At 56.1% G+C, this 21,139-nt stretch carries 20 protein-coding genes and 1 pseudogene; 12 read left to right on the forward strand and 9 right to left on the reverse strand.

Features of this window, described 5'->3' with window-relative positions:
• The first annotated feature begins 205 nt into the window (after positions 1–205).
• From NJU76_RS18025 to NJU76_RS18035, 3 genes are all read left to right on the forward strand, one after another.
• The gene (locus tag NJU76_RS18025; RefSeq protein ID WP_254533238.1) at positions 206–1,102 is read left to right on the forward strand and encodes an AAA family ATPase; all 897 of its coding nucleotides are present in this window, start codon (positions 206–208) and stop codon (positions 1,100–1,102) included.
• A gap of 79 nt (positions 1,103–1,181) precedes the next feature.
• A complete protein-coding gene (locus tag NJU76_RS18030) occupies positions 1,182–1,619 on the forward strand; it encodes a universal stress protein (protein ID WP_254533239.1) in 438 nt (145 codons plus the stop codon).
• 55 nt (positions 1,620–1,674) lie between these two features.
• The gene (locus tag NJU76_RS18035) at positions 1,675–2,085 is read left to right on the forward strand and encodes a VOC family protein (RefSeq protein ID WP_254533240.1); all 411 of its coding nucleotides are present in this window, start codon (positions 1,675–1,677) and stop codon (positions 2,083–2,085) included.
• A 13-nt stretch (positions 2,086–2,098) separates the two neighbouring features.
• On the opposite strand, the gene NJU76_RS18040 is transcribed toward NJU76_RS18035, so the two are convergent.
• Both NJU76_RS18040 and NJU76_RS18045 read right to left on the reverse strand, forming a co-directional pair.
• A complete protein-coding gene (locus NJU76_RS18040; RefSeq protein WP_254533241.1) occupies positions 2,099–2,737 on the reverse strand; it encodes a hypothetical protein in 639 nt (212 codons plus the stop codon).
• A 42-nt stretch (positions 2,738–2,779) separates the two neighbouring features.
• On the reverse strand, positions 2,780–2,974 hold the full coding sequence (locus tag NJU76_RS18045) for a hypothetical protein (RefSeq protein WP_254533242.1): 195 nt from the start codon (positions 2,972–2,974) through the stop codon (positions 2,780–2,782).
• A gap of 83 nt (positions 2,975–3,057) precedes the next feature.
• Between NJU76_RS18045 and NJU76_RS18050 the strand changes: the two genes are divergently transcribed.
• Together NJU76_RS18050 and ribB are read left to right on the forward strand one after the other, a co-directional pair.
• Positions 3,058–3,438 (forward strand): VOC family protein, encoded by a 381-nt coding sequence (locus NJU76_RS18050; protein ID WP_254533243.1) that lies wholly within the window; start codon positions 3,058–3,060, stop codon positions 3,436–3,438.
• A gap of 264 nt (positions 3,439–3,702) precedes the next feature.
• Positions 3,703–4,395, forward strand: a complete 693-nt coding sequence (gene ribB, locus NJU76_RS18055) for a 3,4-dihydroxy-2-butanone-4-phosphate synthase (RefSeq protein ID WP_254533244.1) — start codon at positions 3,703–3,705, stop codon at positions 4,393–4,395.
• Here ribB and NJU76_RS18060 read toward each other — a convergent pair.
• From NJU76_RS18060 to NJU76_RS18080, 5 genes are all read right to left on the reverse strand, one after another.
• Positions 4,362–5,513, reverse strand: a complete 1,152-nt coding sequence (locus NJU76_RS18060) for an XdhC family protein (RefSeq protein WP_254533245.1) — start codon at positions 5,511–5,513, stop codon at positions 4,362–4,364. The two genes, ribB and NJU76_RS18060, sit on opposite strands and share 34 nt — an antisense overlap.
• A 63-nt stretch (positions 5,514–5,576) precedes the next feature.
• Positions 5,577–5,768 (reverse strand): hypothetical protein, encoded by a 192-nt coding sequence (locus NJU76_RS18065; RefSeq protein ID WP_254533246.1) that lies wholly within the window; start codon positions 5,766–5,768, stop codon positions 5,577–5,579.
• A gap of 52 nt (positions 5,769–5,820) precedes the next feature.
• Positions 5,821–7,017, reverse strand: coding sequence for an MFS transporter (locus NJU76_RS18070; protein WP_256566957.1), 1,197 nt, complete (start codon positions 7,015–7,017; stop codon positions 5,821–5,823).
• A 258-nt stretch (positions 7,018–7,275) separates the two neighbouring features.
• Positions 7,276–8,412 carry an ABC transporter ATP-binding protein gene (locus tag NJU76_RS18075; RefSeq protein WP_254533248.1) on the reverse strand — a complete coding sequence of 379 codons (1,137 nt, stop codon included), beginning with the start codon at positions 8,410–8,412 and terminating at the stop codon, positions 7,276–7,278.
• Positions 8,413–8,564: 152 nt separating this feature from the next.
• Positions 8,565–10,298: an ABC transporter permease gene (locus NJU76_RS18080; RefSeq protein ID WP_254533249.1), complete on the reverse strand. Its 1,734-nt coding sequence runs from the start codon at positions 10,296–10,298 to the stop codon at positions 8,565–8,567.
• Between the two features lie 213 nt (positions 10,299–10,511).
• Between NJU76_RS18080 and NJU76_RS18085 the strand changes: the two genes are divergently transcribed.
• The 6 genes from NJU76_RS18085 (at position 10,512) to NJU76_RS18110 (ending at position 17,446) form a co-directional block, all read left to right on the forward strand.
• Entirely contained in the window at positions 10,512–11,558 is a 1,047-nt protein-coding gene (locus NJU76_RS18085) for an ABC transporter substrate-binding protein (RefSeq protein WP_254533250.1), read from the forward strand.
• Positions 11,559–11,645: 87 nt separating this feature from the next.
• Positions 11,646–12,512 (forward strand): FAD binding domain-containing protein, encoded by an 867-nt coding sequence (locus tag NJU76_RS18090; protein ID WP_254533251.1) that lies wholly within the window; start codon positions 11,646–11,648, stop codon positions 12,510–12,512.
• Positions 12,513–12,516: 4 nt separating this feature from the next.
• Complete coding sequence (locus NJU76_RS18095; RefSeq protein ID WP_254533252.1) at positions 12,517–13,017, forward strand: (2Fe-2S)-binding protein; 501 nt, start codon at positions 12,517–12,519, stop codon at positions 13,015–13,017.
• A gap of 1 nt (position 13,018) precedes the next feature.
• Positions 13,019–15,370: a xanthine dehydrogenase family protein molybdopterin-binding subunit gene (locus tag NJU76_RS18100; protein WP_254533253.1), complete on the forward strand. Its 2,352-nt coding sequence runs from the start codon at positions 13,019–13,021 to the stop codon at positions 15,368–15,370.
• A 126-nt stretch (positions 15,371–15,496) separates the two neighbouring features.
• Positions 15,497–16,723 carry a CaiB/BaiF CoA transferase family protein gene (locus NJU76_RS18105; protein ID WP_254533254.1) on the forward strand — a complete coding sequence of 409 codons (1,227 nt, stop codon included), beginning with the start codon at positions 15,497–15,499 and terminating at the stop codon, positions 16,721–16,723.
• A 153-nt stretch (positions 16,724–16,876) separates the two neighbouring features.
• On the forward strand, positions 16,877–17,446 hold the full coding sequence (locus NJU76_RS18110; RefSeq protein WP_254533255.1) for a carboxymuconolactone decarboxylase family protein: 570 nt from the start codon (positions 16,877–16,879) through the stop codon (positions 17,444–17,446).
• A 15-nt stretch (positions 17,447–17,461) separates the two neighbouring features.
• Here NJU76_RS18110 and NJU76_RS18115 read toward each other — a convergent pair whose 3' ends face one another.
• Positions 17,462–18,913, reverse strand: a complete 1,452-nt coding sequence (locus NJU76_RS18115) for an amidase (protein WP_254533256.1) — start codon at positions 18,911–18,913, stop codon at positions 17,462–17,464.
• Positions 18,914–19,001: 88 nt separating this feature from the next.
• Complete coding sequence (locus NJU76_RS18120; RefSeq protein WP_254533257.1) at positions 19,002–19,460, reverse strand: SRPBCC family protein; 459 nt, start codon at positions 19,458–19,460, stop codon at positions 19,002–19,004.
• An 806-nt stretch (positions 19,461–20,266) separates the two neighbouring features.
• Between NJU76_RS18120 and NJU76_RS18125 the strand changes: the two are divergent.
• Positions 20,267–20,883: pseudogene (locus NJU76_RS18125) on the forward strand (IS6 family transposase).
• Positions 20,884–21,139: the final 256 nt, after the last annotated feature.

Consider the following 21,139-nt stretch of genomic DNA (forward strand, 5'->3'; position numbering starts at 1 on the left):
AGTGTCGGTCCCAATTCGGCGGACGTGAGCGAGCGGACGCTCACGCAGAAACGTGCTCGGTCCTCCGATCGATGTAAGCTTGGACGAGATGCGAACCGATACTTGTCGAGATCAGACCCTGTGAACCGTCGTGACCAATGGTCCTGCCGAGTTCGCTAATGAAGCAACTCCAAGCTTTATCAGCATTCGACAGTCATAGACAGACATGGAGATAGGCGTTGACGATCCGGACGAAGTGCAGACGCTATTGCGGGAAGCCGACTACATCGCTGACGACGAGATCGCGACAACCCTCTTGCTCGCCGATCGACTGCGAAAACCGATACTGATCGAAGGTCCGCCCGGATGTGGAAAAACCGAACTGGCAAAGGCCGTTGCCGGTGCGACCGGGACGGACCTCGTCCGACTTCAGTGCTATCGCGGATTAGAAACCGAAAACGCGATCTACGAATGGGACTACATGAAGCAGTTTCTTCGAATTCGCGCCGAGGGAGAAGCACGATCTGACTTCAACCCGGGTGATATCGAGGACTCCATCTTCGATGAAGAGTACCTGCTCGAGCGGCCCATTCTGCGAGCTATCAGAAACGGTGAACAGACGGTACTGCTAATAGACGAGATCGATCGGGCCAGCGAGGACTTCGAGGCGTTCCTTCTGGAGGTCCTCGATGATTTCCAGCTCTCGATCCCGGAACTGGGGACCGTTATCGCGGACGAAGAGCCCTTGGTCATCATAACCTCAAACCGGACTCGAAAGATCGGTGACGCGCTCAAGCGACGGTGTCTCTACCTCTATCTGGAACCTCCTACGTTCGAGAAAGAACTGGAAATCGTTCGAACGAAGGTTCCGCATCTCGATGAGGAACTGTCGCGGGAGATCGTTCAGTTTATGCAGACGATCCGGTACCAGGAGAATCTGCTTCGAACACCCGGCATCACGGAAACACTCGATTGGGCCGCTGCACTCTCAGAACTCGGCGAAACGGATCTCACCCCTGAAACGGTCAGCAACTCTCTGAGTACCATTCTCAAGGAACCGCAGGACATCGATGAACTCGACGCGGAGACAGTCGAGGAACTAACAGAATCTATCGACGATTGAGCGGCTAAAACCGCGCCGTTCGTTTCGCTGCCTTTCGTAGACGGAGAGTTTACGTAGCAATAGGTCCTTGTTGGAACGTATGTCGATACTTGCTGCAGTTGGCGGCGGTCCGCGTGACAGTGACGTCGTTTGTACCGGATGGGACCTCGCGACAGCATTCGACGATCGCCTAGTCGTCGTCCACGTCCTCGACGAGGAGGAGTTCCAGGAACGGCGCGATCGAAAACACGAGTATTACCAGGAAGACGCGGTGGAGGATGCGACGGCTGTCGCCAAGGAACGGGCCGAAGAGGCACTCGATACGCCGGATATCGACGGCGTATCCGACATCACATCAGATGGAACGACCGGAGATCCGACGGCCATGATTCTGCAGAAGGCGACCGAGCACAATGCGAGGTACGTGGTGATCGGCGGAAGAAAGCGATCGCCCGTTGGAAAGGCGCTCTTTGGAAGTACCACGCAATCGATTCTCCTCTCAATCGACCGCCCAGTTGTGACCGTAACGGAGGAGTAGATAAGACGTGGCAATCGTCGAAAATTTCATCATCCCGCAGGAACGAATGTCGAGTATGCCAAGTATCGAACAGCTCTTTCTGATGACGGCGGATCTGGAAGCGACGCGCTCGTTCTACGAGGACGGGTTGGCACTGGAACCTGCCGAGATCGGTGATACCAGCATCGCGTACGAAACGGCCGGAAGCGAACTCAAGGTGCAGGCCGATTTCCCGCCCGACGTGCTCGACTCTTATAACATCTCTCCGCCACCGGAAGAAGGCCGCGGTGCCGGTGCCGTATACGTATTCGGGGTCCACGAATCGCTCGAGACTGTTCACGAGCGGCTTTCGACGGCGGTATCCGACGGTGGCGGCGAGATTCTACAGGAACCACAGGAGGTGCCGTGGGGGGGACGGATACTGCTCGTTCGAGATCCGAACGGGTATGTTCTCGAACTTCGGAACGTCGACAACTCGGTCACTTGAATACGGCGCCGCGTCACTCGGCGTCGGTGCCAGTCGAGTCGTCGCGAAACGTCAACCGCGCGACGTATGGGGCGTACAATCGGTACCATAGCCAGTCTTCGATAGTCGGCCGAGCGTCCATGATCCCATCGAGTATGCCATCGACTTGCAGTTCGTCGAAGCCGCTGGGAAACACCGCTTGAAGGTCGTCGCGCCACGAGTATGCCTCTACGCAGGCGATCGGACCGCGGATGATCAGCCCATTATTCGTTTCGTCGGCATCGATGCGGGTCCAGATCGCGCGCGAACACACATCGGCGTACGTCGATCGGACGCGTTCAAGCTGGTCGTCAGTAAGCGGATCGGCGCCGGCGTCACGAACAGCCTCTGCGATCGGCTCGCTCTCGAGAATGGCCGGGTCGATGAGCAGTCGACCCGACTGAAGGACTTCTTCCGTCCACTCCCGACCGACTGAACGACCGTATCTACTGAGTGCGTATCGGTCGTTCCTAACGTGATAGAGCCGCGTCCCCTGATTGCTGTGGTCGTCGTACGCTTGAGCGACGAGTTCACACGAATCCAGATCGACGTCGTTAGCTTCTTCACCGAGCACCGACCCGTATTCAGGCCGCATCGCCTCGAACGAAGAAAACGCGTCGTCTTCATTGTGCATACGCGGGATGCATTCGCACAACGGACATAGACCTTCCGGTGCTCACGGCTTCTTTGCTGGCTCGATCGTGAGCGATTTGTCTCCTATCATTCCTTTCAAAACGATAGATTGGTCTGGCTTGAGTCCAATCGCGTCGAGAACAGCGTCCTCAATGTGAATGACGAACTCGTCGTCTCGTTCTTCGATTTCGGTTACTTCCGATACGACTTCACCGGTGTAGGAGTTGATCTGCGCCATGCACCGTATTGAACGGCGATCCCCATATACGTGGTCGATCGCCCCCGATATTTATCCGCTTACGACCCATCGTACGGTGTATCATGCCGTCCTTGCACGAGACGACGCTGATCGTTACGGATCTCGATCGATCAGTCCCGTTTTATCGGGACGTGATTGGGCTTGAGGTGGCGGAGCGTCGAGGGAGTCGAGTCGCGTTTGAAACGGGCGAGTGTACGTTCGTCCTCGAAGAGGAGTTCGACGAAAAGACGTTCGAAGCGTATAACTTACCGAAACCCACCGGTCACCGCGCTGAGGGGGTCGTCACTGCCTTTCACGTGGTGGATCTCGACGCGATCTACGAACGGGCAAATGAACACGACATGACGATACTGACCGAGCCGCGCGAGGCCCACTGGGGCGAGCGGTTGTTCCTCGTCGAGGATCCCGACGGGTACGTTATCGACGTCGTTACGCCGCTGTGAGATGATTACGGCACGAAGATCAGCGAGGATGACCGACTTTCTTTTCCGTCGTTCGCATTCGACACGGTGGTCGGTTCTGTTACGTCGCTGTAGGTATGCGGCGGCGGTACGTTTATTTAGCATAATTCCATTATAGATATCGAAGCGCGATACGCCGGATGGTGCGTCATTATCGCCGAACCACGTCGGTATCCGACGGTAGAATCGAGCAGAAGGTGTTCACTGCCACACCCTCCACCGAACATCCGCCATGAGATGAAAACTATGATCGAAGAAACGAATACTCTAGACGAAGCGATCGAGGCCTTCAAGTGCGGCGATCCAGTGCTCGTATTCGACGCCGACGACAGAGAAGGCGAAACGGACCTTATCTACGCGGCAGAACACGTCACCCCACCTGACGTCGCCCAGTTACGAAACGACGCGGGTGGGCTCATCTGTGTTGCCCTTGCGTACGAGGTCGCAGAGGTGTTCAATCTCCCGTACCTCGACGACTCGATTTCACATCCGGCGAGCAACGACCTCGATCTCGAATACGACGAACGATCGTCCTTCTCGTTGTCGATCAATCATCGGGATACGTACACCGGAATTACCGACAACGATCGGGCACGAACGATCACCGCACTGGCAGACGCGGCAGCGAGGCCGGCGGAAACGGATTTCGCCGACGAATTCCGTGCGCCGGGCCACATCAGCGTTCTCAAAACCGCTCCAAACGTGTTGGACGAACGACAGGGGCATACCGAGTTCAGCATTGCAATCGCCCGCGAAGCCGATTGCGCGCCTGCAGCTGTCGTGTGTGAAATGTTGGACGATGGAACCGTCGACGCCCTTTCTCCCGAAGCGGCGCGACAATACGCAGAAACGCACGGATATCCGTATCTGAATGGGGCGCAAATTATCGACCGCATCGGCACCCGTCAGGAAAGCGGTTCGGTATCGACACGGTCGTGAATCGGCCCCTCGCGATCCTTCAGATGTTTCGGTTCCCGTTCGTTGTGGACAGCGAGTATTTCGGCGGTAATACTGGCGGCGATCTGGTACGGGGTTCCACCGCCTAAACTGAGCCCGACAGGCGTATAGATAGTCTCGAGATCGTCGTCGCTGAACGTCCGGTCTTCCGTAGCAAACTCATCGCGCATCTGCTCAAAGCGCTCGCGTGGCCCCATCAAACCGACGTATGGAACTGGGGATTTGATGAGTTCGTCGAGGGCGAGTCGATCGTCGATAAAGTTGTGTGTCATGACGACGGCGTAGGTCTCCTCGTCTAAATCGACTTCGTCGCGGAGATTCCCCGGCGAGGTCGAAACGACGGTATCCGCCTCGGGAAACCGCTCTTTTGTTGCTGCTGCGCCTCTGAATCCAACGACAGTCGTTCGGAAGTCGTTCTTCCTGGCCAGTTCGACGAGCGGACGAACGTCGTGACCCGTCCCGGCGACAAGTACCTCTGGCGGCGGCCTGATGCCGTCGACAAACCCCTCGATGCTTCCCTCGTCTTTCGGGCCGTCGATCGTAATCATCTCCGACGTGTCTTCTTCAAGAACGTACGAGGCGACGTCGGACAGTTCGCGTTCGAACCACCCCGGAAGCGGGTCGTCGGTCACGATACCGTTGTCCTGTCGATAGTAGACGCGCGTCCACTCCTCAACGGCTCCGCCGTCGCTCTTGGTAATTATCGCGCTTGCGATAGCGACATCGTTCTTATAAGCTTCGATGACGGGACGATACTGCTCGGTCAGCGGTTCGAGGAGAATATCGATCACTCCGTTACAGCCGATGCCGAGCCCCCAAATATCGTCGTCGGCCATCAGATCGAATGTCTCAACACGCGGTTGCTCTGCGTTGAGAACGGTCGTCGCGAGCGATCGCACCTCGTCCTCTACACATCCCGCCGTAATACTTCCGACTCCGTCTCCCTCGGCAGAGACGAGCATCTTTGCACCGGGACGTCGATACGCGCTCCCTTCGACACTGATGATCGTCGCCAGTACTCCCTCACGCTCGGTCTCGAGGAGTTGACGAACACTATTCAGAACTGTCGATTCCGAGGCGCTCCATGTACCTTCTGACATATGTTAAGTATTTCGCTACTTGAATTCAATGTTAGCTCGTACCACTGGCCAAACCATTATACCTCATGGATTGAGATACAGATTGTAGGTTGCCTCACACCCGTGTCGCTGGCAGTTGACCGGTAGCATTCGATACCCGTCAGTTGGGGATTCGCTGACGTCCGCAGTCGTCCCTGCGAAGTCGTCCAATTCGTCAACTATCTTGTAGTTCATGTGTTCACAGGTAGGACACTCGTGATCGATTTGTTCCGTCATCCTACAGAATCTATATCTGAGATGCACCCTCATAATTGTTCCCGCTATTCGGTTACCGATGAGAGATCCAGGCGGTTACGAAACCGACGATAGCGGTTAACAGTCCGGTTATCAGTAACAGCCGCGGATACCCGGCGACGGCTGCGACGAGCGGGAACAGCACCGGACCGATCGTTTGCCCGACCTTCTTCACGCTAAGGCGAAGACTCATTACGCCACCGCGGAACGCGTCCGGAGCGAGACCGCTAATACCGGTATCTAGTGACGGGACGATGAGACCGTATCCGGCCCCCAATACGACGAGGGTCGCTGCGACGCCCATTGCGGACTCGGTCATCCAAATTCCGGCGAGACCGATCCCGTAGCCGACGAATCCAATTCCGATCAGCCGCCCGTTCGAGAGGTATCTCGCGAGGCGACCGTTCGTCAGCGCGACGAACGTACTCATTACAAGCGGAACGCTCAGAACGAGTCCAATCACGGACGCCGAGAGCGCGTAATCTTGTTCCAGGAGGAACGGAATCGACGTGTTGATCGCACCGAAGAATACGAAAAACGTGAGAAAGACTGCACCATACAAGGCGAGCCCGGACCCCGTTGTGATCCGCGCAACCGTACCGCGAAAGTACTCGAGACCAAACCGGCTCTGTTCGACCGTCGGTTCTTCGAGCACCGCGAATGCGACCGCTCCGATGAAGACGCTCACCCCGTAGGCGGCGAACGGGACGTTCCACGCGATGTCGGCGAGTAGTCCGCCGAGAATGGGATATACGGCGACGCCACCGGTCATCGCGGCGGCGTTGAGCCCCATGACTGCGTTTCGCCGGGGGCCGTCGAAAAGATCACCGATCAGGGTCAGCGAGAGTGTCAAGAGGCCGCTCGCCGCACATCCCTGCAGGAACCGCAAGACGAGAATGGCAGAGAAGGACGGCGTAAACGCGACGGCAGCGCCCGTAACTCCGTAACCGACGAGACAGGGAATCAATACGATTCGGCGGCCGTACCGGTCCACTAATACGCCCATAACCGGCGCAAGAACGATACTCGGCATCGAGAAAACAGTCAGTACGAGTCCAGCTTGAGCATCTGTAAGAGCAAGCGCTCTCCGAAGGGCCGGCAGACCAGGACTGATAAGTGCGACTCCCATTACGGCTACTAACGATGTTGCGATGGCGACGTAGAGACCCGGTGATCGCCACGGGATCGACGCTTTTCGCTCCGATTCGTCCACGGCCTCAGCAGATGTCATTCGAGTAACGGACAGATGTATACAAGCTATTCGTAAAAAGATATCTCCTCGGCCGCGTCAAGAGCCGGTATCGGAAGTTACAGGCGGATACCGTGCCGATTTTGCTGTTATGACCCGGGGAGTATTTCTCGATCGAATCGTCCGTTCGACGGAATCTGAGTGTGATTGTGTTCGCGAATACTCTACTCTCCGCGAACCGAACGGCAGTTGCATTATACGAACCGGAAGGGAATCTAAAAGAAGGGGGTTTCGCCCGATTCACCGATGGCCGAGGACGAGCGAAGCGTCTTCCGGATCGACCGAAACTGTGACCGTCTCGTCCTCGCCCAAGATCGGCTTGTCCGTCTTCATCTTGATCGTGATATCGCCGACGTCGACGATGTTCTGCGTGAAGCTTCCCCGATAGAGCTGGCGGGAAATCTCACCTTCCCACTGATTCGCCTCTTGTGTCTCCTGAGTGATGACTCCGTTGTTCGACGTTCCACCGTCCGCACGAACCTTCGATTTGACGTCTTCCGGTCGGATAACGACGACCGGGTTCTCCAGGACCTCTTCGTCACCGTACGTACACTTCATCTCGAGTCGGGTATCCCCTTCAGCGATTTCGCAGACGACGGTCTGCTCGGATTCGTTTACTTCGAGGGGGGTCGCCGAGTAGAGATTCGCTTCACCGAGGAAGTTCGCGACGAACGGGGATGTCGGTTTCTCGTAGAGCTCCTCCGGCGGTGCCTGTTGGGCTTCTTTTCCGTCGGTCAACACAAGCGTTTCGTCGGAAATCTCGAACGCCTCCTCTTGATCGTGCGTTACGTAAATCGTCGTGATTCCGACTTCGTCAAGCATCTCGAGCAGGAGTCGACGCATTCGACGCCGTTGCTTGAAGTCGAGATTGCTGAGCGGTTCGTCCATCAGCAGCACCGACGGCTGGTACGAGACCGCTCGCGCGAACGAGATCCGCTGTTGCTGCCCGCCGCTTAGCTCGGACGGGTATCGATCGCCGACGTCCGGTAGTCCGACGAGCTCGAGTGATTCCTGGATCCGGTTTTCGCGGTCCTCCTTCGGCCAATCACGCCCTTTCAGCGCGTAGAGGATGTTCTCCCGCGCCGTCATGTGCGGCCAGAGCGCGTAGGACTGGAACACCAGCCCGATATCCCGGTGTTCCGGTTGCACCGACTGGTCCGGTGTCGCGACCACGTCGCTATCGATCTCGATTCGTCCCCCGTTTATGATTTCGAGACCGGCCAGACACCGCAATGTTGTCGTTTTTCCACAGCCACTCGGCCCAAGGAGGGTGAACAGATCACCTTCTGTGACTTCGAAGCTCACGTCGTCAACCGCGACGACCTCCTCGTCCGCGCTGATGTACTTCTTGGTGAGATTTTCGACTTTAACCGTCATGGTTGTTGAATCTCTTGTGTCGTGTGCTCATACGTGGCGATCGATATTCGTTCACATACCGAACGTGCTCTTTCTTATAGCTTTGCATCATATGGTCGTTTCACCTTCGTTACCGCTGCAGTTCCATCCGTTATACATATTATTTTCACCACTTAACCCGCAGTATATTTCCCTTCACCCAGGAATTCGTACCCGAGCACGAACACTAGGATGATCAGGAACAGGACTACCGATCCCGCCGCGACCGTGGGGAGAGCGGACGCGTCCTGATTATACATCTGTAACAACAGGCCGGTAAACACGTTATTGCCGGCACTAATGAGGAGTACGATCGCCCCCAACTCTCGCATCGAGCCGATGAACGAGTAAATCCACGCGTTAGTAACCCCACCCTTGACGAGCGGAACCGTTATTTTCTGGAATGTGGTGCCCCACGTTGCGCCACTGATCGCCGATGCCTCGTCGAGGTCGTCCGAGATCTGTATGAGATTACTCGTAATCATTCGCACGCCGTGGGGGAGGCGAACGAACACGAGTGCCAGGATAATCGGCGCGAGCGTCCCATAGAGCGAGTCGACGTAGGGAACCAGCAGGATGAGCCAGAAGATCGCGAGGCCGTACACGATCGGCGGGAATCCGAGCGGGATCGACGACACGTAGTCCCCTAGGCCGGTGAACCGATCGTACTTCACGCTCGTATACGAGATGAAGGTCGCGAAGATCGCCGTTAGCGAGGCCGCGATGAGCGACGCGAGGAGGGTGTTGATGATGACGCTTCGGAGTGATGGGATGTCGAACAGTGCAACGTAATTTTCGAGCGTGAACTGGAGAGTGGTGATGTCTCCGATCCCCGGAGACAGCGACATCAGGAGCATACCACCGAACGGGGGGATGAACGAGATTCCCCAGAGGAACCCACACACGCCCAGGGCGGCCCATTTCCACTTGCCGAGTTTGTGGACCGTCTGTCGGGAACCGCCGGAGATCGTTTGGTACTTGTGCGTCTGGCGGGTTGAGTACCAGTAAATAGTGATCGCGATGAACGCAATAATAACGTACACGATGCTGTAAATACCGGCGGCCGTGTAGTCGGGAACGACACTGCCGAAGACGACCATGAAGATCTCAGTCGCGAGCGTATCGAAGCCACCCTGTGCTGCGCCGAGCAAGAAGGGATAGTCGAAATTCCCGAGCCCGAAGATCATCAATAGCATGAACGACGAGAAGAGGGCCGGAAACAGCATCGGGAGCGTCACCCGGAAGAACGTCGAGATAAGCCCGCGCCCCGCTATTCTCGATCCTTCTTCGAGCGCCGGGTCGATCGATCGGATCGCGGGTTCGATGACGAGAAATGCGAGTGGAAGTCCACCGACGCCGATGGCGAGAATGACTCCCCACATCGAGTAGATGTTGAACAACGTGAATCCGAACAGCGATCGAGTGAGACGGTTGAGGAGGCCGAACTGCGGGCTCAACACGGAAATCCAGCCAATCCCTTTCACGATGAACGGCATCGAAAGTGGCAGAACGACAATGGCTTTGAACAAGCGACTACCTGGCATATCAGTTCTGACGGTGAGCCATGCGTAGATCGCACCCATCGCCGTCCCGATGAGGCCGCCACCGATACCGATCGCGATGGTGTTACCGATAAGGACCGCAGCCTCTCTGTTCAAGAGTAATTCGTTGACGTCAGCGAACGTAATACCAGCGTTGCCGCCGAGTCCGAGAACGACTGAACCGACGAACAGTGCGATCACCACAGATGAAAACAGGACGAGAAAGAGCAGTGTGATATACAGCGGTATCCAGCGGGGATCGCCCATCTCACGTAATTGATCGATGACTCTACTGGTTCGCTCATCAGAGCTTTCTTTGAGGCTCAAATCACTCACCCAGTCTCTCAGTCATTTCACGACCATCTATATCTGGTGGTTCGTTTCGCCCCCATAATATAATATATGTATAATAAAATTGGATGATATTATCATATCATATTTTAGTATTATACTCATTCTCCCTTGACGCTATAATTCTGGGTCTTTTAGTATGAAAATATTAGAAATTCATATATGCTATATTGATAGATACACGTCCGTATGTCAAACATACGCAGACGGGACGTACTGGGAGTAGCAGGCGCAGGTCTCGCTTCGATGATCGCAGGATGTGCCGGAGGCGGCGGAAACGGTGGCGGAAGCAGTGGACTCACCATTTACTCCGTCGTCGACGAACCGGCGATGAACGATACGATTCTTCCCCCGTTCGAATCCGAACACGACGTTGGAGACATCGGACTCGTGTCGCAGTCGCCGACGGAGATTGCATCAAGGATGTCGACGGAATTCCAGACGAATTCGATCGAATCCGATCTCGCCCTCAACACGCAAGGGACGATGCAATCACTCGATAACGAGGGCGGATTCCGAGAGCCCGATCCGGATGGCGATCTGATGAAAACGGTCGAGGAAAATTATCCGGAGGACTCGTACACGTCTACGCGACTTCCAGGATACAACATTCCCATCGTCGTCATGTACAATACAGAGAACGTAAGCGAGGACGAAGTCCCCGAGAGTTACTCGGAACTCACCGATTCGACCTGGGAAGGCCGAATCGGGTTCGACGATCCGGAAACTCTCAACGCGGCTGGCGGACAGTTCGCCAGCATGCGCGCCGAACTCGGCGAAGACGAGTGGCGGGACGTCATGGAGGGTATCGCCGCCAACGAACCGCGGATCACGCAAGGGGGGAGCGAATCGTACCGCGTTCTGTCCACCGGCGAGGTCGATCTGATCATCGGATTGCTCAACAACCTCATCAGTGCCAGAGAAGGCGGGGAAGCGGAATCGATCGAAGCACTCTGGCTCGAACCGACGGTCGCGCTCAACATCCCGACGTATCTCACGAAGGGGAGTCCGAGTCCGGAAAACGCCGAAACGTTCGCACAGTGGTTCCTCTCGGAAAAGGGCCAGCGCGCGCTGGCTGAAACGGGCCGGACGCCGGCCCTCTCGAGCGTCGCGCAAGAAGAGTTCAACGAGTATTTCCCCGAAGACGTCGAGATCCTTCCAGTAGCCTACAACGACGATTCGTACTACAACGACCCCGATAGCTGGATCAGTCGATACGGGGAGATCTTCGGCTAATCGATGAGGTGTTCGGTGGTCACGATCCGCTGACTGTACGAACTTTTATGCCGTAGATGTTCGAAATAACATTCTGTATCAAGACGCATGCTATCCGAAGCCGAATATCATAGACCGACAAACGTTGAATCGGCGTGTCAACTCCTGGATGACATCCCAGAGGCGATCGTCGTCGCCGGCGGCCAGTCACTCGGTCTGTTGACCAAAGAAGGGATCATCACTCCGGAGGTGCTCGTCGACATCAAGCAAATCGACGACTTGCAAGGAATCGAACGAAGCGACGGTGAACTCCTCCTCGGTGCCACGACGACCCATCGAACCATCGAGCAGTCGGAGCTCGTCGCAGAAGAGGTCCCGGTCCTCGCCGAAGCAGCCGAGCACATTGCTGACGTGCAGATCCGTAACGCAGGGACGATCGGTGGAGTCGCCGCGTACGCCGATCCCACCGCGGAGTATCCGCTCGTGCTTCTCGCACTGGGTGGCACCGTCGTCTCCGAAACAGTCGACGGCAAAACAGAGTACGACGTTCGAGACGATTTCTTCGAGGGATACTATCGAAGTTCACTGGACCCCCACGAACTAGTCACCGAGGTCCGAATCCCCACGCTCGACGAGAACGAGGGCACCGGCTACGAAAAGATGGCCTACCGAGAGAACGACCGCGCCCTCGTCAACGTCGTCTCGCACGTTCGCGTCGAGGACAGAGTCTGCAGCGAAGCGAACGTCACCGTCGGGAGCGTGACGGATCGCCCGTACCTGTCGACGGATGCGAGCGATGAACTGGTTGGGAGTGAACTCACCGACGAGGACCTCGAAAATGCCGCTGCAGCTGCCAAAGCGGATGTTCCAGTCGATCCCGACCCCTCGGTATCCACCGAGTACCGGGAGGACCTCGTCGAATCGCTCGTCGAAGGGACGCTGCAGGATGCACGCGAACGCGCACGAGGTGGGTAAATCGATGGCCGAATTATCGCTGACGGTCAACGGTGAAGATCATACGGTGGACGTCGACCCGGCGAAGCCGCTGGCGGACGTCCTGCGCGATGAACTCGGGCTACCGGGGACCAAACAATCCTGTTCGACGGGAATCTGCGGTGCGTGTACGGTACGCATCGACGGTGAGGCTCGCAAATCCTGCCTCCACATGGCCGGTGCCGTCGAGGACGCAGACATTCGGACGGTCGAGGACCTCGTCGACGGCGAGACGAACGAGCTTCATCCCGTTCAGGAAGCGTTCCTGGAGGAGTTCTCGTTCCAATGTGGGTTCTGTACCCCCGGATTCCTGAACTCGACGCTCTCGCTGCTCGACGAAAATCCGAACCCAACCGAAGAGGAGATCAAAGACGCACTGCACGGGAACATTTGCCGGTGTACGGGGTACGTCGCCATCCTCGAAGGAGTCAAGGCCGCCGCCGAAAAATACGATCCAGAAACCGAAGTCGAAGCGGCAGGTGATTAAGATGAGTGGAGCACATCAGGCTACCGAGGACGAAGAGTTCACGACCGTCGGTGAGAGCATCGAGCGAGCAGACGGCGTCGAAAAAATCACCGGGACTGCCGAATTCACGTACGACGTGGAGTTCCCGAACATGTTGTGGACGTCGTTCGTCAAGAGTCCGTACGCCCACGCGAGGATCGAGGACATCGATACCAGCGCGGCCGAGGAACTCGACGGCGTTCACGCCGTCCTGACTCAGGCGGACTTCCCGGACGAACGCTTCGGAGACGGCCTCCTCGATCAAACGTGTCTGGCCGACGAGAAGGCGCTGTTCGAGGGCCACTACGTCGCGGTGGTGGCAGCCGAGTCGCGCCGCCTCGCCGACGAGGCGACCCAACTCGTCGATGTCGAGTACGACCAGCTCGAACCGGTCGTCGACGGCGAAGAAGCCTTCAAAACGGATCCGCCCGAGGTCATCCACCCGGACCTCTTCGAGTACGAAACCTCCGACGTCCTCCCGCCAACCCTCGTCGAGGACCGTCCCAACGTCTATCAGAACTACACCGTCGGGAAAGGTGACGTCGGGGAAGGATTCGAGGAGGCCGACCACATCTACGAGGACACCTACCGCACGGCACCCATCCAGCATGCCCCGATGGAGCCGCACATGGCCGTCGCGCGGCCCGAAGGCGATGGTGAACTGACGATCTGGACGTCCTGCCAGGCTGTCCACAAGATCCAGCACACGACGGCGGCTATTCTCAACAAACCGGCGCGAAAGGTGCGTGCGATCGAGCCGTACGTCGGAGGCGGATTCGGCGGGAAAGAGAGCCCGCTGCTCGAACCTATCGCGGGGCGACTCGCGGACGTAACCGGGCGTCCGGTTAAAGTCGTTCACTCTCGCGAGGAGGAATTCAAAAATGCCACGATTAGCGGTGAAGTCAAGACCGAAGTCAAAACGGGAGTGACCGATGACGGCGACATTGTCGCCCGCGAAGTGTCGGCACTGCTTCCGGGAGGCGGATATGCTTCGACGGGGTTCATGGTCGCCCGAAACTGCACGTTCGGCATCGCTAACAGTTACGACATTCCCCACATTGACGTCGATACGTACGGCGTGTACACGAACACGCCGGTCTCAGGGTCCTTCCGTGGCTTCGGGAACAGACAGGTACTGTTCGGGCTTGAGAGTCAGATCGACAAGATCGCCCGGGATCTCGGCATGGATCCCATCGAGTTCCGCAAGCGGAATCTGCTCGAGGAGGGCGACATCACCGCGTTCAACGAACGGCGCCAACACGTCTCCGCGGACGTTTGCCTCGAGACGCTTGAAGAGGAATTCACGGCCGAAAAGGACGATGCGGACGATCCGTGGGTGACCGGCGTCGGCAGCGCGCTGGTGAACAAATACAGTCTCGCGCCGACGGCGTCGTCGGCGACGGTCAAGGTCCACCCGGACGGCTCGGTCGAACTCCGCTATTCCTCGGACGAGATTGGGCAGGGTTCGACGACCGCCATGTCCCAGATCGTCGCCCAAGAGTTTGACGTCGACGTCGAGGACGTCGAAATCGTGCGGGCAGACACGGACGTGACACCGTTCGATCAGGGCTCGATTTCGAGCCGGTCGACGTTCAATATGGGCAACGCAGTCCGGATGGCATGCGACGACGCGAAGGAGGAACTGTTCGAACAGGCAGCAGACGTCCTGGAGATCCCGCCGGAAGAACTCGAGACCAGCCGCGGGCGGGTCTACCCCGAAGGCGACCCCGATCACGGGATCGAGATCGAGGACGTCTTCACGAAGGCCATCTACGAGTCGGGGTACTTCCTGCAAGAAGGCGGCGAGATCATCGGCAAAGATACGTGGCACGTCGAGGCCGGCGATCCCGAGGAGGGGAAGGTCGGTCGGGTCAACTCGTTCTACTCGGAGGGTGCAGCTGGCGTCAAGGCCCGTGTGAACACCCGAACGGGCGAGGTGGAACTCGCCGAGACTGTGGGCGTTTTCGACGTCGGAAAGGCGATCAACCCTAAGCTGGTCGAGGAACAAATTACCGGTGCCTTCAGTATGGGTATCGGCGCTGCGCTGTATGAGAAGATGGAGTACGATCCCGAAACGGGGCGGACGATCAACGCCAACTACTCCGATTACAAGATCCCGTCTATTCACGAGCATCCGATGGATATCAAGCCAATCTATCTTGAGGAGAGCCATCCCGAGGGGCCCTACGGAGCGAAGGGGATCGGCGAAGCACCGACTGTCGCGATCATCCCGGCGATCGCGACGGCGATCCGGGATGCAGTCGGGACATATCCGTCTGAACTCCCAATGCTCCCCGAGAACGTTTACTCGTTGGCCAACAAAGAGCAGCCTTAGTTCTCGATTCGTTCTTTTACTTGATTTCGCCCCGTGGGTCGCCATTCTTAGTATGAAATCACCGATTCGTCAGCAAGTTTCAAGTACGATTGTATACTTTACCATAGTAGTGCGTCGGAGGAGATCATGAAGCCATTAGACAACATCCGTGTTTTGAGCCTCGGACAGTACATGAGTGCCCCGTACAGTACGATGCTGTTGGCCGATATGGGCGCCGAAGTGATCAAAGTCGAACGGCCTGGGACAGGGGATCCACGCCGGTCGATTCCGCCGTTCCCCGAAGAAGCTGAAGACGAGAAAGACGCGATCGGAGGCGGATTCATGGCGTATAACCGAAACAAGAAGAGCGTTGTTCTCGATCTGCAGAGCCAAGAAGGACTCGATACCTTCAAATCGCTGGCGGAAGAGGCCGACGTCGTCGTTGAAAACGTGCGGCCCGGCGTAACCGAAAAACTGGGAATCGATTACGAGACGCTCAGCGAGATCAATTCCGGTCTGGTGTACGCGGCTGTCTCCGGATTCGGAAAGATGCCGGGCTACAGAGGTCCGGATACAGAACGTCCAGCGTTCGACATCGTCGTCGAGGCTATGAGCGGTATGATGCAACTCGTCGGATTCGAGGATCGCCCTCCGCAGTGGACGATCTACGGACTGGCCGACCTCTACTCGGGAATGGTCACGGCGTACAGCATTATGCTCGCACTGTTCATGCGCGAACGGACAGGTGAGGGTCAGTACGTCGATACGGCGATGTACGACTCGATGCTTTCACTCAATGAACGAATGGTGATGCTATACTCATTCACCGACGAGATGCAACCGCGCGGGCGGCTGCGACATCAGGGACCACGTAGAGCCTACGAAGCACAGGACGGATACGTCGCCCTCAACATTCCGAACGATGCCCTTTGGGAGCGGCTGTGCAAAACGATCGACCGAGGGGATCTCATCGAAGATTCGCGAACCGCTGATGGGCCGTCTCGAGCGGAAAACGATGATATCATCCGGGACGCCATCGAGGGCTGGCTGAGCGATAAAACGCGAGAAGAAGCCTGTGAGATTTTCAACAACAACGGTGTACCAACGGGACCAGTTCAAACGGCGGAAGACGTCTTCGACGATCCGCAGGTTGAGGCGCGGAACATGCTCGTCGATATTGAGGACCCCGAGTACGGGACGAATACGTTCGCGAGAACGCCGATGCGGCTCTCCAAGGCTCCCGAAATCAAAAAAGACCCTGCACCTCGACTTGGTGAACACACCGAGTCGATCCTGCGAGACGTGCTCGGATACAGCGACAAACGGATTGAAGACCTCAAACGCAAGGAGGTGATCGTCCCGATTTCAGACTAATCGAACGCTGAGTAGGGTGAACTGCTCTCGGGTCGAAGCAACTGTGCCGCGATTACACTGCGCTCACGAAATGGCGAGCACGTCTGGTATGTGGGACCCGACTAGCAATCATTCGATACAAACTTTTTATACTAGGCTCGAAGATGATAGTGTATGGTTCGAGTTCCACTCGTCAACCAGTCAGATCTGCCAGAGGAGTATCAATATCTCATGGACGAAGACGCCCTCGGAGAGCGGAATATCTTCCGAGCGATGGGCAATAATCCTGACATTCTAAAGTCGTACATGTTGTATGGAACCACAGTCTGGAACGAATGTGGACTTTCGGCTCACGACCGAGAACTCGTGATCCTCGCGATCGGACGAGCACTTCGATCCGAATACGAATGGGAACAGCATGTCGACATCGGGTATAATGAGGACGTTTCGCCGGAGGCAATGCGGGCTATCGGTCGCGATGATCTCTCGTACTTCGACAAAGAGAGTCAAACGCTGCTCGAATACTCACAGGCGTTCGCTCGTAACGAAATGACGGACGAGATCCACCGGCGATTGGAAGAGTACTTCGATGACGAGACGGTCACCGGCGTCGGAATGCTCTCAAGTCATTACGTCGCAACCGGGTTCATGCTTGAATCGTTCGATGTGCCGCTTGAACTCGACGACTTCGTCGGGTGGGAACCGAGCGACGAAGACATCGAACGGCTCCAGGAAGCGGCGTAACGGCCGACGCGACGACTAGTTACTTTCTTCGATGAGATTCTGAACAGTGCGGGCGATTTCGAGTAGTTCCGCGTCGGCGTCACGGGCTCCGACCGTTTGGATTCCGACCGGAAGTCCATCGATTGTTCCGCAGGGAACGCTAATAGCCGGGTGTCCGGTGAGGTTGAACAGATGGGTGTTGTTGTTGATCGGCGGCGACGAATCGCGGGAAAACTCCCCGAATTCGTACGCTGTCGTTGGCGTCGAGGGGCATGCGAGGACATCGACACCGGCCAGTTCGCTATCGACCTCGTCACGTAACGCCGCCCGATGTTCGATCGCGTTCGCATACAGATCGCCGTCGTCCCGGGTAACGAGATAGGCCCCGATCAGGAGATACTGTGTAAGCGGGTCCGATAACTTCTCGAGACGGTTCGATCGCGCATTTGCAAACGCTGTCCCGAACGGTGGTTCCGTGGCAGCAGGTGATCGGTAGGGGCGTCCATTGCTGAAGAAATACATATAAAGTTCACTCATAGAGATCACACGCCAGATCGCTGATGAGAGCGACGTGTCGGGAAGTGAAATCTTGACCCGCTTTGCGCCGCGATCAACGAGTTGATCGATGAGGTCAGCTACGTGATTGGCGACGGATTCGGCGACAGGGTCGTCGAATAACGTATCCGGGATGCCGATCGTGACTGATTCCGGGTCCTTCATCTCGGGATCCGCGAGAGCATCCGTCCTGGCTAGAACTGCTGCTCCGCAACTGGCATCTTCGACCGAATCGGCGAGCACGCCGACGGTATCGAGACTCCCTGCGAGTTCGACGACGCCGTCTAGCGGAATCAGCCCCTGTGTCGGTTTGTATCCGACGACACCGCAGTAACTGGCAGGGATGCGAACGCTACCGCCGGTATCGGTCCCCAGCGCGATGTCAGCGTCGCCCGCTGCCACCGCGGCCCCACTTCCGCTTGAGGAACCACCGGGTGTATGATCGGGCATACGCGGATTTTGGGTTGGGCCGTAGTAACTCGTTTCACCAGTCGGTCCGAACGCAAATTCGTCCATGTTCGTCTTACCGACGATGGTTGCGCCGGCTTCAAGGAGACGATCGGTAACGGTCGCATTGCGCGTCGGAATACAGTCGGATAGGATGCCCGATCCGGCGGTGAGTTCCACGCCGGTGAGTGCAATATTATCTTTGAGTGCGACCCTCGAGTCGTCTAACAGACCAGTTGCTTCGGGCTCTCTCACGGCGCATCTGGTGATGAACGCGTTGTATGGATCGTCGGTATCGACTGCATGGATCGCCGGTCGATCGACCTTCTCGGTATTACTCGGCGGTCGGGATACAGGGTCCATAGATGCGATAATATCGGTAATAGGTGCCGACAGCTCCGCTGCGTATTCTGGATCGAGACACAGTCGTAATTCGGACGTGAGGTCTTGTAACATCTCCTCGGAGATCCGCGAATGAGACGCCATATCTGACTAATTGTTCGGATCGCATAAAAGAATACCCATCAGTAGGGACGGACGACGGCCCCGTCCGTACAACATAGTTGAAACGGGGTTATGCCGCCGACGTTTCGGCAAACTGTGCTTCGATGTTCTCGGCCATTTGGTCGATACGCTTGTTGACCGTACTCTTTAGCATCCGAAAGCCGAGCGACGCAAGCTTTCCGCTAACTTCGATATCCATCTGGTAATCGATAACCGTACCGCTGTCTTCAGCCTCCGAGAGCCCATAGTAGGTGTCAGCTGCGACATCCGTGTTACTGCCCGGTGCCGTGCCGTCTACAGCCACCGTGAACGATTCCGGCGGGTTGTAATCCTCGATCTCGATATCGACCTCCATATCGAGGGACACCATTGAGATTCGTTCCGAGACCTTCGCAATATACGTCTGCTCATCTACTTGCGTAACGTCTTCACAGTTCGGGAGCACCTCTTGGAGAACTTCTGGCTCTTGCATCTCTTCGACAACAACGTCTCGTGGCGCATTGACTGTTATTTGGTCTTCGATTTCCATTCCACCTCTTCGTCACATGTCCACTGGTATAAAGGTTATCGTCATATTTTGTATAATATTGCGGAAGAAAAGCACTGAAATCCGTTGCTGATACGCCTTCGTTCATCCGTCAGTTATTGTTCCCGAAGAGAGAACGGAATGCGGTTGGCATAGTGTGTCGTGCGATGGTGTATCAGTGAGCGCTCTCAGTCAAAGAATTCCAGGGATCTCAAATCGGGGATATCGAAGGGAAGAGGCCAAATCGACCTGGAAGAATACGTCCGGTCACTCACTCTATTCTCTGATAGAGAACAACAATTTTCAACGAGAAGTACGAAGAGATCATTGCTAAGACTTGCTTCCAAGAGCATAACGCAAACACTATCGCTGACTCCGAATCGTTAATAGAGAAGATAGAAAGGGTTCGAGAGTAGGGATTCGAAATAAGTCAACAAAGGATCGCAGTGTGGCTGGACTCCAAAGAGTGCCCATCACGCGTTCCGAGGTTAATTCAGCAGGTGTCCTGTGTTATCGGACCAGCAGAACGGTTGAAACATGAGTAGATGAAAGAAGAACTTTCAGAAGTACTGTTATCATATACAAACAAGTTAAAGAACAATATGAAACGAACGAACGAAGAGTCGAGATCACCATCTCACCTGGCGGCCCATCGGTTTACAGATGTACTTCTGTAAAAACTGTCGAGTGCTAAGATTGTCGAATGGTATCAATCGTAACTGACCAGGGCACTGTCTAGATGAGAGTTTGAGGAACGAGCAGGTGGTGGCGAGATTTGAGGAACGAGCAGGTGGTGGCGAGAAGTGTCCATGCAACTCGCCAACCTGCTCAGAGAGACCTTTAACGTGGACTGTGATGAGGTTTGGGAGAACGAGCGCACCCCGACACCCGTCAGGGTGTTCGGGGTGCGACTGCATTCAATGGGATTGTCAGTTCGGGAGGTCGTCCAGTGCTCGAATTACTCGGTATTGACCGGTCTCACGGCGCAATTTGGAACTGGACGCACAAACTCTCGGAGGATCAGAGCGACCCGCCGACGGCGTAGCCGTCGCGGGTCGCGGTTGACGAGAAACAGATCAAGGTAGACGGCGAAAAGAAGTGGTTGTATGCCGCGATCGACACAGACTCAAAGCTACTTCTCGAAATCGACGTGTTCAGCCGCCGCGGGACTGACCCCGCGGCGGCGTTCCTGCGCCGACTCATCCAGAAACACGATATCGCCGAGACAGCGTTTCTCGTCGATGCTGGCGGCTATCTGACTGCCCTCGCTCGTCATGAATTGAGCGGTCAGCTCAACTACAGCGATCGAACCTACGTCGAAAAGTGGTTTCGGACTGTCTCCATGAGGATCGACTGCTTTCACTCGTTCTGGCGGGGCAGTCCAGCCAGCACACGCCGCTGGCTGAAACGCTTCAGACACCACTAAAACCACGATCGACCGAATCAAGCGCTCAATGGCCGAATGCCGGCTGAGGGGGGCTGAACTAGACAGTGCCTTTCGATATAGAACCTAATATTCTAGGAACCACGATAATTCGTAGGGATATTATGTTATATATTATTACTATTTCTTAGATATCGCGATATTAAAATCGCACTCACTATACATATAAAAGAACTATTGACTCATGGTATTATACATCATGAAATATTGAATTTCTCTTCAGTGATGGGGCTGCGTG

This window comes from Natrinema gelatinilyticum, from assembly GCF_024266705.1.
Lineage (GTDB): Archaea > Halobacteriota > Halobacteria > Halobacteriales > Natrialbaceae > Natrinema > Natrinema gelatinilyticum.

Excerpts from the sequence above, each read along its gene's own strand:
- NJU76_RS18025 (WP_254533238.1), top strand. The coding sequence starts at position 206 with ATGGAGATAGGCGTTGACGATCCGGACGAAGTGCAGACGCTATTGCGG.
- NJU76_RS18030 (WP_254533239.1), top strand. The coding sequence starts at position 1,182 with ATGTCGATACTTGCTGCAGTTGGCGGCGGTCCGCGTGACAGTGACGTC.
- NJU76_RS18035 (WP_254533240.1), top strand. The coding sequence starts at position 1,675 with ATGCCAAGTATCGAACAGCTCTTTCTGATGACGGCGGATCTGGAAGCG.
- NJU76_RS18040 (WP_254533241.1), bottom strand. The coding sequence starts at position 2,737 with ATGCACAATGAAGACGACGCGTTTTCTTCGTTCGAGGCGATGCGGCCT.
- NJU76_RS18045 (WP_254533242.1), bottom strand. The coding sequence starts at position 2,974 with ATGGCGCAGATCAACTCCTACACCGGTGAAGTCGTATCGGAAGTAACC.
- NJU76_RS18050 (WP_254533243.1), top strand. The coding sequence starts at position 3,058 with ATGCCGTCCTTGCACGAGACGACGCTGATCGTTACGGATCTCGATCGA.
- ribB (WP_254533244.1), top strand. The coding sequence starts at position 3,703 with ATGATCGAAGAAACGAATACTCTAGACGAAGCGATCGAGGCCTTCAAG.
- NJU76_RS18060 (WP_254533245.1), bottom strand. The coding sequence starts at position 5,513 with ATGTCAGAAGGTACATGGAGCGCCTCGGAATCGACAGTTCTGAATAGT.
- NJU76_RS18065 (WP_254533246.1), bottom strand. The coding sequence starts at position 5,768 with ATGACGGAACAAATCGATCACGAGTGTCCTACCTGTGAACACATGAAC.
- NJU76_RS18070 (WP_256566957.1), bottom strand. The coding sequence starts at position 7,017 with ATGACATCTGCTGAGGCCGTGGACGAATCGGAGCGAAAAGCGTCGATC.
- NJU76_RS18075 (WP_254533248.1), bottom strand. The coding sequence starts at position 8,412 with ATGACGGTTAAAGTCGAAAATCTCACCAAGAAGTACATCAGCGCGGAC.
- NJU76_RS18085 (WP_254533250.1), top strand. The coding sequence starts at position 10,512 with ATGTCAAACATACGCAGACGGGACGTACTGGGAGTAGCAGGCGCAGGT.
- NJU76_RS18090 (WP_254533251.1), top strand. The coding sequence starts at position 11,646 with ATGCTATCCGAAGCCGAATATCATAGACCGACAAACGTTGAATCGGCG.
- NJU76_RS18095 (WP_254533252.1), top strand. The coding sequence starts at position 12,517 with ATGGCCGAATTATCGCTGACGGTCAACGGTGAAGATCATACGGTGGAC.
- NJU76_RS18100 (WP_254533253.1), top strand. The coding sequence starts at position 13,019 with ATGAGTGGAGCACATCAGGCTACCGAGGACGAAGAGTTCACGACCGTC.
- NJU76_RS18105 (WP_254533254.1), top strand. The coding sequence starts at position 15,497 with ATGAAGCCATTAGACAACATCCGTGTTTTGAGCCTCGGACAGTACATG.
- NJU76_RS18110 (WP_254533255.1), top strand. The coding sequence starts at position 16,877 with ATGGTTCGAGTTCCACTCGTCAACCAGTCAGATCTGCCAGAGGAGTAT.
- NJU76_RS18115 (WP_254533256.1), bottom strand. The coding sequence starts at position 18,913 with ATGGCGTCTCATTCGCGGATCTCCGAGGAGATGTTACAAGACCTCACG.
- NJU76_RS18120 (WP_254533257.1), bottom strand. The coding sequence starts at position 19,460 with ATGGAAATCGAAGACCAAATAACAGTCAATGCGCCACGAGACGTTGTT.